The organism is Sporosarcina sp. OR05 (assembly GCF_041414805.1).
Lineage (GTDB): Bacteria > Bacillota > Bacilli > Bacillales_A > Planococcaceae > Sporosarcina > Sporosarcina saromensis.
This window is the reverse complement of sequence record NZ_JANKJL010000001.1, coordinates 19,851-36,457: the sequence shown is the minus strand read 5'-3', so window position 1 is coordinate 36,457 and position 16,607 is coordinate 19,851. Positions and strand designations below refer to the sequence as shown.

The window sequence follows — 16,607 nt, the reverse complement described above, 5'->3', positions numbered from 1 at the left end:
AAAACATAAAGCTTACATGTAGTTTCCATCCTCTGTATAACGGGTAATCATGCAATACATACACCACCTAAAGGAGGAAAATTTCTATGGATAAAAAGGTATTTATCGGCATGTACCACAACGACTCGGAACTGATGAAAAAAATAGATGACTTGAAAGCGCAAGGCATAGATGGTGAAAATATCTACTTAATTGCACAAGATGATTCGGATGTTACGATGTTCCAAGGAATGAAATATGGAGATGTTCAAACGACCCCTGATTCATGGTTTGACCGCTTTTTAGATTTCTTAACTGGAGAAAACCATGTCCGCAGCATGTTGCAAGAAGTCGGTGTGCCTGAAGAAGATATGGACAATTATTATCGTGAAATAGAAAAGGGCGGAAAACTGCTGTATGTGGATCAAGGCGAACTGCACGAGTATCATGCTCAAACGATTAATCAATTCGGTATGATGAACGAAGGTACGGATCCTAACCTAGGAGCAAACCGAGTGACTCCTGAAGATTATGAGTCGCCTTCTTCTACGCATGAAACGAACAGAATGGTTGATCCTCAAGCACCATTAGGACGCGTAGGTGGTGAAGCGATGTCAACATTTAATCCAGCAACAATGTCCATCACACCTGGTGTCCCACAAGCACCTCTAGTGAATCCAGATGCTCTTTTACCGAAAGATCCAGCACAAAAGGAGCTTGAAGAACAGCGTGCCATCAATGAAGAGATTGTGAACAGGCAGCAAGCGCTACACGAAGAAGTCGTTCATCCGTCAGATGCAACAGTTGTTCATAATCAGGGAGCTTTTAGCGAATCTGAACAACTAGCCACTGTCGATCAAGAAGTGAAAATCCAAAAAGATGACGAAACGATCCGTGTTCCACTCGAAGATTTCCACCCTGAAAGCCCGGTCGATGCGTATACGACGGAGCAACTGGCAGAGAGTAAAAGGACCGATTATACTACCAATGAGCAACCACCATCTAATCAGTTGTCTGAAGAACAACAACTTACTGATGAACGAGTTACCAAGCGTCCAAACAATGAATTCCCACACTAACCAGAGAGGAGCAACCCTTGAATGTTTACGTTTAAGGGGTGCTTTTTTCAAGAATTTAAAGCTTGTGAATTCCTAAGTATCCAGTTCGTCAGATACGTTTTGAACGTCTTGTAACGTAAGCTTTTCTAACACTTCATGTTGAAGGTCGCCCATTTTTTTATTGTGCGCATTGATTTTATCCAACATGTCGAGAATATCGTATAAGTCATCATATTGATGAACTGCAAAATCATTCATCGACAATCGGTGATTTTGCAAGCTCCTTCTCAAACGAAATACCGTTTCGGCTTGCTTGCTAATTTCATGATGAATGGCATCTTGCTGGGTAGTCGCTTCTAGTAAAGTGTTGTAAATGCTGCCCATTCGTTCTTCCATTTCGTCATGTCGAAAGCGTTGTACATGTTTTTGTTGCTGGACCGTTTTCAACAACTTTTGCGATAGTGCCTCAACTCTTGCAACGGCATCTTGAAGGTGTACGTTCGTCTGTTGCTGTTCTTGCATAAAAGAAACATGGGGATTCCAAACAAACTGTTTTTGATTTGTCACGCTAGCATCTACCTTTTCGTGCAAATGAACGTTAGGCTTTTTCAAATGCATGAACTCCTCTATTTTTTCTTCCTTCTATCCTATGTTAAACACCCAGTTAGATGTTCTCTTTTACCTGAAATTTGTTTTCTTTATCCAGTTTCAGGGTAATGTAATTGTAAAAACACGAGGAGGTGCATTTGTGAAGAAAACCTTTATCGGCGTTTATCATTTCAGAGATCAGTTATTCTCAAAAATAAAAGAGCTGCAACAGCGAGGCGTTCATGCAGAAGATATATACATTGTCGCTAAAGATCAAGTTGTCGTTGAAGAATTGAAAAGCGTCACATCCCAACACATCCAAGATTCCCCATCCTCTATGGTGAAACGTTTTTTCGGGTTTCTAACAGGAGAAGACAATGTACGTAGCATGCTGGGTGAAGTCGGCTTTTCAAAAGCAGAAGCTGATTTGTATTACAAGCAAGTTATGAACGGAGCAATGCTTATTTACATTGAAGGACCACCGCTAGATGATCCTCCGATGTCAGCACTTGTTGTAGGGGATGATGGGTATCGAGCGTATGAGCCTGTGCAGATTGAAGACTCGAAAGTGTCAGGATTAGAAGGTGAATAGAGAAGCATCCACATTTGTGGGTGTTTTTTTATGGGGTTTGCGGCGAATTGATGGATTATGCGGTGTTCTAGCTGGTTATGCCGTGTTTGAGCAGAGTTTGCGGTGATCTGGCGGGTTATGCCGCGTTTGAGCGGAGTTTGCGGCGTTCTAGCAAAGTATGCGGCGTTTCTCATGCTTATGACGTTATCGCGGGGATTTTTTAGAAAAAACACATCTTATTCGCGCCAAATGATTTTGACAAATTAAAGCTTTTCATTTCGCAAATTAGCTACCTATATTTATATAGATCATTGGCAAATCTATCTACAAACAGTAAAATAGAGCCTGTCGTCGTCACTGTCATCCCTGGGGCGGATACGATTCAGCCTTATACGCATGAAGAGGATGAGTTCATTTTCATCCTGTCCGGAAAAATCAACTTTTCATACGGCGGAAAAACGACTATACTTCAATCTGGAGATAGTGCCTATTTCAAAGGGAAGACTCCACACGTCTTTTTACCAGGAAACGATATGGAAGCGAAAGTATTAACGATATTCATTTCCAACAACTAGGAGGTTCATTATGAAGAATAAAGAAGGCGTTTTCTACGATATTTGGGGAGATAACGTCAATTTGAAGGATCTACTCATATCGATTGTCTTGTCGATTGCGTTGACACTCGGCGGGTATATTATTGCACCGAACGAGCCACCAATGCCGCTTGTTTTCGGACTGACTGGCGGAATTATCGCCTTTATCATTTCGAGTATCCTCATTAAACCGAAGCGAAAAATTACAACAGAAACGGAGGATAACGACTAATGGATTTGACAATCATCTTATTGATGGTACTGGCAAGTGTCGGCGGTGCTGTTCTTTATACAATTATCGGAATCGCGCCTGGTACTGATGAAACAGCAGTCCTTGCGCCTGTGACACTGGCACTTGTATTACTGAACGTCTCACCGTATGTCATACTTTCATTTTTCATCTCTGCAATCGTTGCCAAAAAATTGACGGATTCCATTCCCGTCGCCGTAGCGGGAATTCCGGGTGGCGTCATGGCTGCACCGATGGTTGAGCATGCAATGGTGCTCAAACAACACGGCTTGCCTGACGTCAGTATCCGTAAAATGGCTTCCGGATCGGTCATTGGGACAATCGTATCCATTCCATTAAGCTTACTCATCGCGAGTTTGATCATGCCTTATGCTTCATCCATCAGCAAGCATGCAGGACTGATCTTTTTCTTAGGTGCACTTTTCCTGGCATTACTCTCTGCTAACAAATTGCTATCTATGTTAATGATTGTCCCATTTGCCTTACTCATTCAAGGACTTCGTCATCTCTACTGGGACATCGGCATCGTACCGGAAGGAAAAACTGTCTTCGTCTCGTTCTTCCTCGGCATCACAATTGGACCGATCGTATTCAAACTGTTTGAATTGATGAGCAAAGAGTATCGGGAACGAGAACAGATCATTGGCCTAAAAGAAATCAGCTTTAAAAATCACGGCAAGGAAAAAGGCTTTCCAAATCCTTTTAAAATCCTGACCAAACAAGAAGTGGCAACGTCAGCCCTTGGTAGTTCACTTGGAACACTAACGTTTTTCCTAACTCCTGTCGGCATGACCATTTTCTTGGGCGAATTTTTGACAAGACATATTAAAGACCCCGTCCAACGTGCATCACGTGCTATCTCTACAATGGACGGACTGACTAACGCATCGTACATTTCAGGAACGTTAATTCCGTTAATCGCGATCGGCTTGCCGTTGTCCCCAATGGCAATTGGACCCGCAAACGCACTATTCAATGCGCCGCCTGTTTTCACACCTGAAAACAATATTCACCATATCATGTCAATGAGTGAAATTGTTATCGCAACGGTCATCGGTGCTACGATCGCAATTGTCTTGACATTTTACGCTACGATTAAGTACTCCAATCAAATATGTGCATTTGTTTTCAAATGGGTGCCCCATGAAGCAATGATTGGATTGTTTGCTGGACTTGTTGTCATGCTCGCATTCATGGATGCAGGATGGGCGAACATTTTCGGCGTCATGTTAGTTGCCTTGGTAGCAGGTTTCTTACATCGGCACGGCGTCAACTATGGCGTTATGTTCATGATTCTTTATGCTGCTCCATGGTTGATGGGATTGATTTAAACTATAATTTTTTCTAAGCGTTCACTTTAGCCAGAAATTAACCGCACTGAACTGATTTGTATGGGGTCAGTGCGGTTTTTTAGTAATTTTATTGACAACAGCATCGCTCCAAAAACTTGATCACATTCAAACGTGTATTCGCACGAAAGAAATTTTTTATCATTCGAGTTCACATTCTATTCGATTGTATACGGGAAGTTATCAATCGTATACGAAAAGTTATCACTATTTCGTGACCTTTAGACTATGAAAACCTGAGCCCAAAATCTATTTTGTCAAAGGCATTATGCGCAAATCATTCAATTGCACGCCACACAGCAGCTCGCGGAAATCCAATCGTGTAAAAATGGCCACAGTCGCGCTAGCATGCACTTGACCATCTACAGACTTTCATTTAAAGCGATTATTTGCAAGATAAAAACTTCGTTTAAATACGTCTAGATCTACGATAAAAATAAAGCCGTTCCACCATATGACCGTATCTTCTGTTCATGATTTTGATCCCTTTCCATATACTACGCAAATAACAGTTGGTTTCTCATCACTAAAACAAGGGTATCTTCTTTGGACAAGTACGTTTGAGGAGGTGGAATCATTGCAAAAAACGTTTATCGGCAGTTTTCCAAACCAACAACGATTAGTTGCGAAGATTGTTGATCTAAAAATAGATGGCGTGGCAGAGGAAGATATGTCAATTGTCATGAAAGATGAAAAGGCTGTGGAGCAACTAATTTTGCATGCAGACAAAGACGGTGAAGATTCTCCATACAACCTGTTTAATCGTTTTATGGGGTTCCATGTAGGGGAAAAAAATGTCCGGCAAATGTTGCGTGACTCGGGCTTTACCGACACGGAAGCGAAACATTATTTTGATGCGGTCCAAGAAGGCGCATTGCTCTTGTATATAAATGGGAGGCTGTCTAAAGAATACTCCGCGGACGAGGACCATCCATATGACCAGTATGCCCCGATTCCGTTGGATGAAATCGAAGCTGGTGAGCAATAGGATAAAGAGCCGACGTTTTACTTGGTGTAGCAGACATTCAGCATCCGCTCTGACGATGGGATCAATCCAGCTTAACCGTTTGCATAAAAAGACCGCATGGCATCAAGTACTACAAACTTGATGTCATGCGGTTTATCCATAAACAAATGCGTAAAACATCATTCAGTCAAATAACGTTCGCGCCATTGAGCAAGCTCATGTTCCAGTATTTGCGCTTCCAACTGCTCGTCCCACTGCTCCGTCATTGTATTCCATACGCGTGCATATAAACGTTCATTGCCCAAATTATGCAACTGAAATTCAATGCATGGTACAAATTTCGGTTCCAATTCCGTGACAGTCTTAATGGATTGAATGACTTTTTGAACATGTTCCTTTTCGGATTCCGTAACCCTTACTGTCTCCAATGCATTTCGCCATTCTTCATCTGTAAAAGCGGTTGTCGCACGTGTTTTATTCGCATACCGATACGTTTCTTTCGCGTGATCCACTACATTGCCTACGAAGAATTGAACATGCGAAGCACTATAATAGACAGTTGCATCCTCATTTTCTGGCACGCTGACATATACGCCACTCTCCAGCTGTTGCCTCCCCTTTTCCGTCAATGTATAGGTGCCTGCTGCTTTTTGAATCATCGCCGTTTGCTCAAATTTGTCGATCATGTCTTGTATGAATAAAGGCTCGACGACTAACAGTTTGCTTACTTCCTCTGCCGTTGCAAACGAACCTGTGCGAAAAGCGGTGAGCAACATTTTCATTAAAATATCCATTTTTGTTCGTTCCACTGTTTCAAATGAGACGTCAAATGACTGAACGGGCAATGACCATGTCGCAGTCGCTAGCAATTTCACATTCGTATCATGCAACAACTCATTACGTAGCTTGTTTTCAAGCTCTTTCATTTAGCCATTCCTCTCTACCGAAAGCTCCTTGAAGCCGCCTTTCGTTTTTACGTTTTCAACGAGTCGCGTATACATCTCTCTCGTTTCTGCTTTTTTCGGTCGTTTCATGAACATGTCCGAACTGCCGACAATAATGAGCAGTTCCCGTGCACGCGACAAAGCAACATTCAAGCGTCGATAATCTTCTGCAAAGCCAATCGTTCCACTCGGTTGCTGATGATTCCGGACAAAACTTAAAATGATAATATCCATTTCCATCCCTTGGAATTTATCGACTGACCCCGTTCGGCAATGCAAGTGTTTTGGCATGATTTCCTGTTCAATCAAACGGTCAATCCGCTTTACTTGTTCTCCGTAAAAACTGATGACACCGACACTTTTCTCTTCATCCGCTTGCATGCGGCCGTCACGTTTCGCCTCATCTGTTGCAGACTCGATGTCCACCAGCAATTCACGTATCATTTCCAACTCTGATTCATTATACAAACTCGTGCCGCCTTTTACTTGCGCTTCAAAATAGGGGGGCTCATTCGGCATATCGAACCACAGCAAATGATCGTTTTTTTGAATGAACCGAGATGTCAATCGATGATCGCGAGCCGTATTTGAATCAGCCAAACCACATTGTAATCTGTATTGCCCTTCTGCATAGAACGGGGTAATCGTCTCCATTATGTCTTCATGCATACGGTATTGGATACCGAGCATCGTCTTATTCTGCTTCGGCAAACTGCGGAACAACCGTTCAAACAACGATTCCTTCAGCATGCCACGTAACACGTTCTTCTCTTTCTCATCTTGTATTTCCTCGATGAATTCTTCCATTGTTTCGCGTCCGACGAGAGGCGGCAACTGATGATGATCGCCGACAAGGATGATTTTCTTGCCTTTCAACATAGGCAACAACAATTCAGGCGGCGTCGCTTTAGATACTTCATCGATGATGACAACGTCAAATGTCGGATAATCGTCCATAAAGTCTTTGCGTGCAGAAGCGACACAAGTGGTGCCGATGACATTTGCGTGTTTCACATACAATTTACGGATTTCATCCAAGTCATAATCACTTGCGGTTGCAAGCATTTCACGCCATTCATCTTGCAACGCTTTTGTGAGCGGCATTTGCTCGATTTCCTGTTGTAGCTTCACCACTTCTTCTGCTTGCACATCAATCTCTTCTCGGATTTCTTCTTTCCGTTGTTCAGGTTCTGTTCGTAGAATCCCTTCCAACACGTGTAGCTGGTGTTCCAATGAGCGGATTTCCTCTTTCAACTGTGTTTGTTCATCCGTTTGCGCGGTTAGTGCTGCCTGATTCTTCTCCAACTGTTGTTGTGTTTCCTTCTGTCGTTCCATACATTCATCAAGGGCTCGTTCTGCTTGTTCGAACGTTGCCTTGCGCGTTTCAAATTTAAGCATTTCCTTTTCTAACTCGATGAGTTGGTGTTCTACGTCATTGCGTGTCGTCTGCTCATCCACAACATGCACGAGCTCCACGCTTTCTTCCTGTAAATGACGCAGTTGCTTTTGATGTTCTGTAATCGCCTGTTCTGACGCAGTCATTTGATTTTTCAATTCATCCGCAGCTAGTTGCATTTCTTCCTTGATTTCTTGAATTAAAGCCGCAAATCTCCCAGCGGACTCTTTATCCGATGCGGTTTTTATTATCGACATATTCTTTCGTACTTCACTTTGCTTTCCAAGAAGATACGAAAGGTTGTCAGCTAGTCTTTGCAGCAAAACGGTCTTTTGCGGGCTCCCCACCATCAACAACGTCTTTTTCGTAGCCGGTAACACGAAAAATCGACTCATCTTGTCGAGCATTTCATGCATTTCTTCAGGTGTTGTATAGTTGTGGTTCTCTTTGCTCGTAACAGTGTCGAGCGGAAAATGATGTTTTTGCAGCAATTCCTTTGCATACGTGATCCCTGCTGCCAGTCGTTCAGCCACTTCTTTCCATTCCAATAATTCATATGGATACGTACCGTTCACGATTTCTACACGTAAACGCCGTAGTGCATTCATTTCCAGAGTTGCAGACAGTGAAGGCTTGAGCCCATGTACAGTAAACACTTCGTCAAGCTCCTGCAATTTCCGTACAGTCACGAGTTTATCTACAAAAGATGGATACGGCTTCAATTGTTCAGCGAACCTGCTCAGTTGCGCTTCTTGTTTACGAATCTCCATCTCTGCAAAGGCAATTGCTTCTACCGTCTGAAAATACCGCAACCGTTTTTGTTGCAAACTCATTTCAGATGCTTTCTTTGCCATTTCTTCGATTGCAGTTTCATCGAGTGCTGTTTGCTGATGCAGTTCCTCACATTGTTTCTTTTGTGTTAAAAGCTGTTCGTCCAACGCTTTTAGCTGTTGCTGCTGCATTTGGAGCTCCGCCAATGTAGCCTGCACTGCCGCTATACGCTGCTCCCTATCAGCTAATGTCACTTTTTGTTTCTTGTATTCCTCTTTTGCCGTCTGCTTTTGTACAATTTGCTCTGCAACCATTTCAAGTTCCACTTCTAATTGGTGGATTTGGTCTTTCAACTCAGTCAGTTGCTGTTTCAATCGTTGTTCCCGTTCCGAATGCTCAATCCGTTGCGCATCTACAGCAGCTAGCGTCTCATCCCGCCAATGAAGCGCAACGTTCTCTTCGATGAACCGTTTGCCTTCCTCTTCAATACTTTCCGTTCGTCCATAACGCAAAATCCGGATGCCTGGATCTGACAGCAAGCGACCGAGCGCATTATCGACCGCCAAGTTGGATTGAGAGGCAACGAGTGTCCTTTTCCCTGCCTTCATCAGTTGGTGGCACAGCTCTGAAATAACCGTCGTTTTTCCAGTACCAGGCGGCCCTTGAATAACAAATAAGTCGTTCGCTGATAGAGCACCTATGACTGCTTCCTGTTGGAATTCGTTTAATGAATGGTGAAAATCGAGAGCGAGCCGTTTATTCGTAATTTGTACAACGGGACGTTCTTCAAATAGTACCTTTTCCAAGTTCGCATTTGCAGCGAAGCCATCTTGCAAGTCTTTAAAACCTTTGCGTAAACGTCGGATTTGACTCAGTTCTGCAAAATTGCTGAACGTTAGTTCCCGAACGCCTTTTGGCAATAAACCACCACGCCTCGCAACCGCTTGTTGTTTTTTATTCAACTCGATTTTGACAATTCGCTTGCCTCGCTGGACGTCAATCACGGTTCCTAAATCACTTGTCGCCCCTTGTAATTTTGCACTGAAACCTGTTATTGCTTGCCAATCTTTCGCGTCGAGTCCACTACACGTAACCGATAGCTCGGTGAAGGATTCATTGACAATTGGATTGGAGAATTGGGCAGTCACATCGGCAACGTCCGCATTTTTCTCTTCGATTTTCAAGTACCCTTCCCAACTTGCAATTCGTTTTTCGACATATTCTGAACGCTCTTGTGCAATCGGCAGTTCACGTAAGCGGGTATAGAGCCCAATCGGCACGGGACTGCCCGTACGCCGGTTTAGATCGAATGTTAAACGGACACCAATTCGGCGATTCGTCCGAACAGGTTCTTTCCTTCCTTTCACTCGAAAGCTTGTTGCGAGAAACCCCTCATTCTTATAGACACATTCGAGTACAGCAACGCGTTCATTCAAGAAGTTCGATAGCTGCGTGTTCGTTTGTGGGTCAAAATAGAAGGAGAATGTCATGTTGTCCTGTTTGGCCGGTTGTTTTTCAATGTGCACTGTAAAGTGATCTTGTATGCCAAATAGCGCGTGTTCATCAATCGCCCAGTTGCCAATTTCTTTTTTTGCTCGGTTTGTCATTTCCAGCCTGCAACTGATAATTTCCATGTTGTCCATGATGACATCCTCCTTCCCTTGTTGTCGTTTTGAATTTGAAAGCCATACGTTCTATCATACAATAAAATGCGGTTCGGATTAATTAGAAATGTTGTAGAGTAGTTTCTGTTTGTGCATTTTCGGGTATTGTTTTTAGTAAGATTTGTTAAACAGATAGGAGTGATAGCCTTGCAAGAAAAGACCTTTGTTGGGTTATTTGGCACAGAAGAAACCCTTATTGCAGCTCTTGAAGACTTACGAAAAAAAGGGATTCGGCCTGAAGATATGTATATTATTGCGCAACGTGAAGAGGATGTAGAGGTGTTCAGGCAACGAACGTATGACGAGATCCATTCTACCCCCTCGAATTGGTTGGATCGGTTTATTGGTTTTATTTCCGGAGAGAACCATGTACGGAGCATGCTCGTGGAAGTCGGTTTTGACGAAGCAAATTTGAGGAAATACGAAGCTGAAATCAGACAAGGGAAGTGGCTACTCTATGTGGAGGGTGAACCGAAAAAAACCGTCTATGAAATTCATGCGGAACGCTATTCAAATGAGAAAAACCCTTTGAACCGATCTGTAGCAGAAGGTGAAAGCCTCAATAGGATGGATAATGATTCGGTCGGAGTAAGCAAGGGTGGTTTACCTAAAAATGAGTATCGCGATAGTGTCATCTTTGAAGATCGGGCGTACACGACGAGCATGTCTGAAAGGATGACGAGTAGGGATGGAGATAACAATGATTCAATAAGAAGAAAGGAACAAGGTCACATTGGGAGAGCTGGCGGAGAATCTGTAGGCACGCCAACCCCTACCCCCTCTCATTTACATCAGCAACGACAAGTGATCGCGCAAGATAACCAACCCCTTCAATCGTTTACCCGTCACGAAACCGAACTCCGAAATACTGATGCTTCAATCCTGAATATTACAAACGATGACGTCATTTCATTGCAACCGTCAGCTACAGTTTCATCCATTTCCAAAAAAGCGGAGAAAAGCTCTGCTACATCCACTCATTACACTGCGATGCAACAAACGCCAAACGAGCCAATTATTATTGATTTGAGAGGTGTGAATAAAGATAAAAGCGAAGTTGAAAACTGGTTAATTCAAGATGAAGAAGATTTGACGTAAGTGTATTCGACCACCACTACTCGTATAGTGAGTGGTTTTTTTGGATGAAAGATACCCTTTTAATGGAATATCTCGCATGTTGAGCATTTTTTTGCTATAGTAATTGAGGCTCAAATATTAAAGTACATAGAATAGGTAATAATAGAGTTCAGCGACTCTGTTCCTCCTTGAATTTGAAGGGAAGAAAGCATGTGAATGGTGTATTGATTGTTATTATTGCATTAATGTTTTTGTTGTTAATGATTAAATTGCCGGTATTTATTATCGGTTTAGTCCTTGTCTATTGGGGGGTTACAAGTATGAAAAAGTTAAAGAGACAAAAGAAGACTTCAAAAGTGGCACCTGCCCTGTTGACAATCGGGCTTTTGCTCGCTTTAACAGGCTGTGTCAGTTCATTTAGCGACGATGAATCGAAGGAACCGACCTCTTCAGCGAACGAAAAAGAAGACGTTCACAAAGAATCAGCTATCGTCGACCAGCAATCTGAAAAAGGTGACAAGCTGCCGAATGGTGTACCTCCTGTTGCTACAGAAACGGACAAATCAACGAGTGACGATAACCCAACAACTGTTGATGGACAAGACAAAAACGGAACTGTCAATCAACAGAAACCTGCGAAAATGACTGAAACAAGTGGTACCACTGCGCAAGTTCCCGTCAAATTGGTGAAGACGATTGATGGCGATACGATAAAAGTTCTTTACAATGGCGAAGAGCGGAATGTTCGCTATCTACTAATTGACACACCTGAAACGAATCATCCCCGTTTAGGGAAGCAACCTTTCGGTGAGGAAGCAAAGGAACGTAATCGCCAATTGGTGAATAGTGGCGCTTTGACCTTGGAGTTTGACGTCGGTGAACGTTTTGACAAATACGATCGATTACTTGCCTATGTATATGTCGACGGTAAAAGTGTGCAAGAGACTTTGTTAGCTGAAGGGTTGGCACGTGTCGCTTATGTGTATCCACCGAACACACGTCATTTGACACCTTTTGAAGAAGTGCAAACGGTTGCCAAGCAAAAAGGGATAGGCATTTGGTCGGTTGAAAACTATGCAACGGATTCTGGATTTGCTAGCGACGTTGTCCCTACAAAGCCTGCAACAGGATCAAGCGGAGCAAGTACACAACCTGTCACACCACCGAAAACGAATGCTACTCCACCACCTTCAAATACGGCAGGCGGCCAAGAGTGGTTCAAAAATTGCACAGAGCTCCGTGTGAAGTATCCAAATGGTGTTCCTGAAGGCCACGCAGCATACCAATCGAAAATGGACCGTGACAAAGACGGCTATGCTTGTGAAAGATAATGAACTCACCGAGAGAAATCGCTCTTTCGGTGAGTTTTTTTGATTTCTCACAACATGTAGCTAACTCCTCATAACACTCGCAAACACCTCATATTTTACAATATCACGGCATTCCTATCACCTATTGCCGCATAAGGTAAGCATTTGGCGCATATTCTCCTCAAACAGAGCATACTTCGTTTAAAGTAATCCTGTTTTCTCGTTATCAATTTGATTTGATAAGATTTATTTTTGGCGCGACTTGGAGGTTTCTTTTTACATAGCTTCGTTTCGCGGTATTTTGGTGGAATATGCGGTGTTTTGGTGAAGTATGCGGCGTTCTTGCCTAATATGCGGCGTTTGGCGGAAATATGCGGCGTTCTTGCCTAGTATGCGGCGTTTGGCGAAAGTATGCGGCGTTCTCACCTAGTATGCGGCGTTTGCTGAAAGTATGCCGCGTTCTACTTAAATATGCGGTGTAATGGAAAATGAAATTCTAACTAGCGTGGACCAATCATGTATAGATTGGATATTTGTCGCGCCAAATGGGTTTTAACCAACTAACGGTTTATTTACAGGTGATTCTACGTTGTAAACAGTCTTACAATTACAGCTACCACTTATTTTTTTGTCCTTTTCTGTCGAATAAGCTCTCGACTTTCATTTCCCGAGAAATAATTCGACAAAAAACAAGGAAACTGCCCCTCCTTCAAGGGCAGTTTCCACTTATTAAACAAAGAAATTAACGATTAATCCTGCTAATAGTATTATTAAAGCTCCGCCTAGTCTGGATGAAATTTGAGCAAAAGGCATTAATTCCATTCTTCGTGCAGCTGATAGAACTGCAACATCTCCAGTACCACCCATGTTCGCCATGCAAAGTCCTGCTGTAATTGCTGCTTCAATAGGATAAAAACCAACTAGCTTGCCAACAATAGCCGAACCAATGATTGCTCCTAGTACTACAGCCATAACTATAATGACATATTGGAAACTCATTGCAGCGATAATTGCTTCTAAGTCTGTATAAACAACGCCTACACCAATTAATAGGGCTAGTGTAAAGTTTTTGGCAACGAACTGATACCATTGACTTGCTCCTTCTTCTATTATTGCCGGCATAACATTTAATCCTTTAACCAATGCAACGAGAATGATCATGAGTGCATATGGATGAATTGGAATGAATTGACCAAGAATTTGTCCTACCATATAGAACGTTACTGCGGCAAGTAATCCAACACCCATTTTCCCATAGTCTAAAACACTTTCTTTTTGTACATAAGTAAATCCTTTTATTAATTGTCCATTACCCGTAAGACTAGGAAACTTCTTACCTAATTGATTTAATCCTGCAGCAAAAATAATCGCGAAAACATTTCCCAAAGCCAATGCTGGAATCAAGAGCGACATGTAATAGCTCGTATCTTTGCCTAATAGTTCTGAGTATACTTGGGCCATCGGTACAGCCCCAGCACCTAATCCCCCACCCATGATAGGCAATGTCATAACTAATATTGAGTCTTGCAAAGAGAAACCAACTAGTAGGCCGATAATTCCTGCTAGTGTGATAGCCCCAAGAATACCTGCTAGTAGAGGAAATGCATACTTTAATCCTGCTTGAACTAATACTTTGGAATTCATTCCCAAAATACTACCTGTAATTAGAGCCGCAATGTAAAAATTTAAAAAGTCACCATCTTTCATAAACACAGTAATGTTCTCTATTGTCCCTTCAGGCATAAGTCCTGCATATGCCAAGTAAGAAGAACCAAAGATTGCTATAATCGCTCCCCCACCTAATAAACTCTTTACAATAGGCGTATGGTCCCCAATCCAACCCAACAATTCACCAAGAACCACCATTATCAAAAGCGCACCAATTAAACCATTAGGTAATAGATCCATATACATAGTATAAATTGCAATAATTGATATTCCAACAAACCACAATATAGGTAAATTAAATATTTTGACCTCTTTGTTTAATAGATTGTTTTGTTTGGAACCTGTCATCGTTTCTCCCCCTCGTATCCCTATTTAAAATTATTGTAGTTTGTTCAATATTCTTTTGGCTTTTTTAATAATTGGTTCATCAATCATTTTCCCGTCTAATTGAAAAACAGCTGTACCGTTGTTCTTTACTATTTCCATAATACGTTTAGCCTCTTCTATTTCTTCTTGGCTTGGCGAAAATGTTTCGTTAATAATCTCAATTTGCTCTGGATGTATTGCAAGCTTGCTTCCAAATCCAAGATTTTTAACCATTTGAGATTCACTTAACAATCCATCAGTATCTTTAAAATCAATAAACACCGTGTCAATTGGTGGCTGTAAGTTTTGTACTCTTGAAGCCATGACGATTTGGGATCGCGCATAAAGAAGTTCTGTTCCTTCTTTTGTTAACGTTGCTTGAATATCTAACGCAAAATCAACAGATCCGAATGCTAGTCGTTGTACACGCTCAAAAGTGCCCCCAATTTCGACTGCATTATGCACACCTAAAGCAGATTCTAATAATGGAATAATTTCGATTGACTGAGGTGCTTCAAGCTTATGTAATAGTATTTCCAATGTCTCAACATCTGCACTTCTATTTGACTTGGGTAATACTATTCCTTTTAAAGCACTAGTTTTCACTTGAGTGATGGCATGTACATCTTCCTCAAAATAGTCCGTTCCAATTGCATTGATTCGAACGAAAATTGATTTACTAGTATTAGTCAGTGCTTGTTTCACAAGATTTCTAGCTGTTTCTTTTTCTTCAAGAGAAACAGCATCTTCCAAGTCATAAATAATAATATCTGCCGATAAATTTTCTGCTTTAGCAATTAACTTCTCATTGTTTCCAGGTACGAATAGCAATGATCTTAAAAGCATAATAGTTACACCTTCTTTTAAATGATATTTAGCGCTTTGCATTGGTTAACAAATTCCTTTGAATAACCAATCTCTTTAAGTATTAATTCCGTATCCTGACCAACGGAAGGTATTCCACCCATTACCGGCTCAAAATTATTAAATGTTGCTGGTGGTAGTAATGCTTTAATTGGACCATTAGGTGTTTGAACCTCGCGGAAACGATTTCTAGCTTCCAATTGGGGATGTCGGTAAAATTCTTCAATTGAATTCAACCTTGCATTTGCAATTTTTGCTGACTCCAAACGATCAACGAGTTCATTGGCTGTGAAATTCATAAAAGCGCTTTCAATTAACCCTCTGAGTAAGTTCTTATTATTTACACGTGAAGAATTAGAGTTAAATCTTGAGTCCTCTACGTACTCGGGTTTCTCCATCACTTCTTCACAAAGTCGTTTCCATTCTCTTTCATTTTGGATAGAAAAGAACACGAATTTACCATCATTCGCTGGGAATGGCCCGTAAGGAAAGATTGTTGCGTGACTTGCACCTGTACGTGACGGTTCACGCCCACCATAGTGTGAATAATACATCGGATAGCCCATCCATTCACCTAATGCTTCTAACATAGAGACTTCAAAATAGGAGCCCTTCGCTGTTTTACTTCGTTGAATCAATGCTGTAAGTATACCGGAATATGCATACATTCCAGCTGCTATATCTGCAACAGAGATGCCCGCTTTTGATGGTGTATCATCTGTACCAGTAATTGATACTAAACCTGCTTCACATTGAATTAATAAATCATAAGCCTTTTTATCAACATAAGGACCATACGTTCCATAACCTGAAATACCGCAAACAATCAACTTTTCAAACTTCTCATTTAGCACCTCAGGACTGAATCCTAATCGATCAATAGCACCAGGCGCTAGGTTTTGAATAAAGATATCTGCTTCACTTAAAAGTTTCTCTAGAATCTCCTTTCCTTCCTTACTCTTCAAATCAAGGGTCAATGACTCTTTAGAACGATTTATCCAAACAAAATGACTTGACATTCCATTCACAGTCGTATCGTAATGCCTTGCAAAATCACCATCAATTGGCCTTTCAATTTTTATTACTCTTGCTCCTAAGTCAGCAAGTTGTCTTGTAGCAAAAGGAGCTGCAACGGCCTGTTCCAGTGAAACAACCGTAATTCCTTCAAGTGGCAACATACTAATTCCTCCTT

General features: G+C 41.8%; 14 protein-coding genes. 8 read left to right on the top strand and 6 right to left on the bottom strand.

The window, feature by feature from the left end; genetic code table 11:
- Positions 1-86: 86 nt before the first annotated feature.
- Complete coding sequence (locus NRI27_RS00170) at positions 87-1,058, top strand: YflT domain-containing protein (protein WP_371389066.1); 972 nt, start codon at positions 87-89, stop codon at positions 1,056-1,058.
- Between the two features lie 72 nt (positions 1,059-1,130).
- On the opposite strand, the gene NRI27_RS00165 is transcribed toward NRI27_RS00170, so the two are convergent.
- Complete coding sequence (locus tag NRI27_RS00165) at positions 1,131-1,649, bottom strand: hypothetical protein (RefSeq protein ID WP_371389065.1); 519 nt, start codon at positions 1,647-1,649, stop codon at positions 1,131-1,133.
- A gap of 136 nt (positions 1,650-1,785) precedes the next feature.
- Here NRI27_RS00165 and NRI27_RS00160 point away from each other — a divergent pair, with 136 nt between their 5' ends.
- The 5 genes from NRI27_RS00160 to NRI27_RS00140 all read left to right on the top strand — a co-directional run bounded on the left by NRI27_RS00160 (position 1,786) and on the right by NRI27_RS00140 (position 5,376).
- The gene (locus NRI27_RS00160; protein WP_371389064.1) at positions 1,786-2,217 is read left to right on the top strand and encodes a YflT domain-containing protein; all 432 of its coding nucleotides are present in this window, start codon (positions 1,786-1,788) and stop codon (positions 2,215-2,217) included.
- 290 nt (positions 2,218-2,507) lie between these two features.
- Positions 2,508-2,771, top strand: a complete 264-nt coding sequence (locus NRI27_RS00155) for a cupin domain-containing protein (protein ID WP_371389063.1) — start codon at positions 2,508-2,510, stop codon at positions 2,769-2,771.
- Positions 2,772-2,781: 10 nt separating this feature from the next.
- Positions 2,782-3,021: a hypothetical protein gene (locus NRI27_RS00150; protein ID WP_371389062.1), complete on the top strand. Its 240-nt coding sequence runs from the start codon at positions 2,782-2,784 to the stop codon at positions 3,019-3,021.
- Positions 3,021-4,370: a tripartite tricarboxylate transporter permease gene (locus tag NRI27_RS00145; protein ID WP_371389061.1), complete on the top strand. Its 1,350-nt coding sequence runs from the start codon at positions 3,021-3,023 to the stop codon at positions 4,368-4,370. Before NRI27_RS00150 ends, NRI27_RS00145 begins: the two co-directional genes overlap by 1 nt.
- A gap of 595 nt (positions 4,371-4,965) precedes the next feature.
- A complete protein-coding gene (locus NRI27_RS00140) occupies positions 4,966-5,376 on the top strand; it encodes a general stress protein (protein ID WP_371389060.1) in 411 nt (136 codons plus the stop codon).
- A 158-nt stretch (positions 5,377-5,534) separates the two neighbouring features.
- Here the strand turns inward: NRI27_RS00140 and NRI27_RS00135 are convergent, their stop codons facing one another.
- Complete coding sequence (locus NRI27_RS00135; protein ID WP_371389059.1) at positions 5,535-6,281, bottom strand: hypothetical protein; 747 nt, start codon at positions 6,279-6,281, stop codon at positions 5,535-5,537.
- Positions 6,282-10,109 (bottom strand): AAA domain-containing protein, encoded by a 3,828-nt coding sequence (locus NRI27_RS00130; protein WP_371389058.1) that lies wholly within the window; start codon positions 10,107-10,109, stop codon positions 6,282-6,284.
- Positions 10,110-10,277: 168 nt separating this feature from the next.
- On the opposite strand from NRI27_RS00130, the gene NRI27_RS00125 reads away from it, so the two are divergent.
- Together NRI27_RS00125 and NRI27_RS00120 are read left to right on the top strand one after the other, a co-directional pair.
- Positions 10,278-11,228, top strand: a complete 951-nt coding sequence (locus tag NRI27_RS00125; RefSeq protein ID WP_371389057.1) for a YflT domain-containing protein — start codon at positions 10,278-10,280, stop codon at positions 11,226-11,228.
- 299 nt (positions 11,229-11,527) lie between these two features.
- Positions 11,528-12,538, top strand: a complete 1,011-nt coding sequence (locus NRI27_RS00120) for a thermonuclease family protein (protein ID WP_483316074.1) — start codon at positions 11,528-11,530, stop codon at positions 12,536-12,538.
- A gap of 708 nt (positions 12,539-13,246) precedes the next feature.
- On the opposite strand, the gene NRI27_RS00115 is transcribed toward NRI27_RS00120, so the two are convergent.
- From NRI27_RS00115 to NRI27_RS00105, 3 genes are read right to left on the bottom strand one after another with little or no spacing between them, the layout of a single operon-like run.
- On the bottom strand, positions 13,247-14,533 hold the full coding sequence (locus NRI27_RS00115) for a 2-hydroxycarboxylate transporter family protein (protein WP_371389055.1): 1,287 nt from the start codon (positions 14,531-14,533) through the stop codon (positions 13,247-13,249).
- Positions 14,534-14,563: 30 nt separating this feature from the next.
- Positions 14,564-15,439 (bottom strand): HpcH/HpaI aldolase/citrate lyase family protein, encoded by an 876-nt coding sequence (locus NRI27_RS00110; protein ID WP_371389054.1) that lies wholly within the window; start codon positions 15,437-15,439, stop codon positions 14,564-14,566.
- Positions 15,415-16,593 carry a CaiB/BaiF CoA transferase family protein gene (locus tag NRI27_RS00105; protein ID WP_371389053.1) on the bottom strand — a complete coding sequence of 393 codons (1,179 nt, stop codon included), beginning with the start codon at positions 16,591-16,593 and terminating at the stop codon, positions 15,415-15,417. The genes NRI27_RS00110 and NRI27_RS00105 overlap by 25 nt, the downstream gene beginning before the upstream one ends.
- Between the last annotated feature and the right edge of the window lie 14 nt (positions 16,594-16,607).

Excerpts from the sequence above, each read along its gene's own strand:
- NRI27_RS00170 (WP_371389066.1), top strand. The coding sequence starts at position 87 with ATGGATAAAAAGGTATTTATCGGCATGTACCACAACGACTCGGAACTG.
- NRI27_RS00150 (WP_371389062.1), top strand. The coding sequence starts at position 2,782 with ATGAAGAATAAAGAAGGCGTTTTCTACGATATTTGGGGAGATAACGTC.
- NRI27_RS00145 (WP_371389061.1), top strand. The coding sequence starts at position 3,021 with ATGGATTTGACAATCATCTTATTGATGGTACTGGCAAGTGTCGGCGGT.
- NRI27_RS00135 (WP_371389059.1), bottom strand. The coding sequence starts at position 6,281 with ATGAAAGAGCTTGAAAACAAGCTACGTAATGAGTTGTTGCATGATACG.
- NRI27_RS00130 (WP_371389058.1), bottom strand. The coding sequence starts at position 10,109 with ATGGACAACATGGAAATTATCAGTTGCAGGCTGGAAATGACAAACCGA.
- NRI27_RS00120 (WP_483316074.1), top strand. The coding sequence starts at position 11,528 with ATGAAAAAGTTAAAGAGACAAAAGAAGACTTCAAAAGTGGCACCTGCC.
- NRI27_RS00115 (WP_371389055.1), bottom strand. The coding sequence starts at position 14,533 with ATGACAGGTTCCAAACAAAACAATCTATTAAACAAAGAGGTCAAAATA.
- NRI27_RS00110 (WP_371389054.1), bottom strand. The coding sequence starts at position 15,439 with ATGCAAAGCGCTAAATATCATTTAAAAGAAGGTGTAACTATTATGCTT.
- NRI27_RS00105 (WP_371389053.1), bottom strand. The coding sequence starts at position 16,593 with ATGTTGCCACTTGAAGGAATTACGGTTGTTTCACTGGAACAGGCCGTT.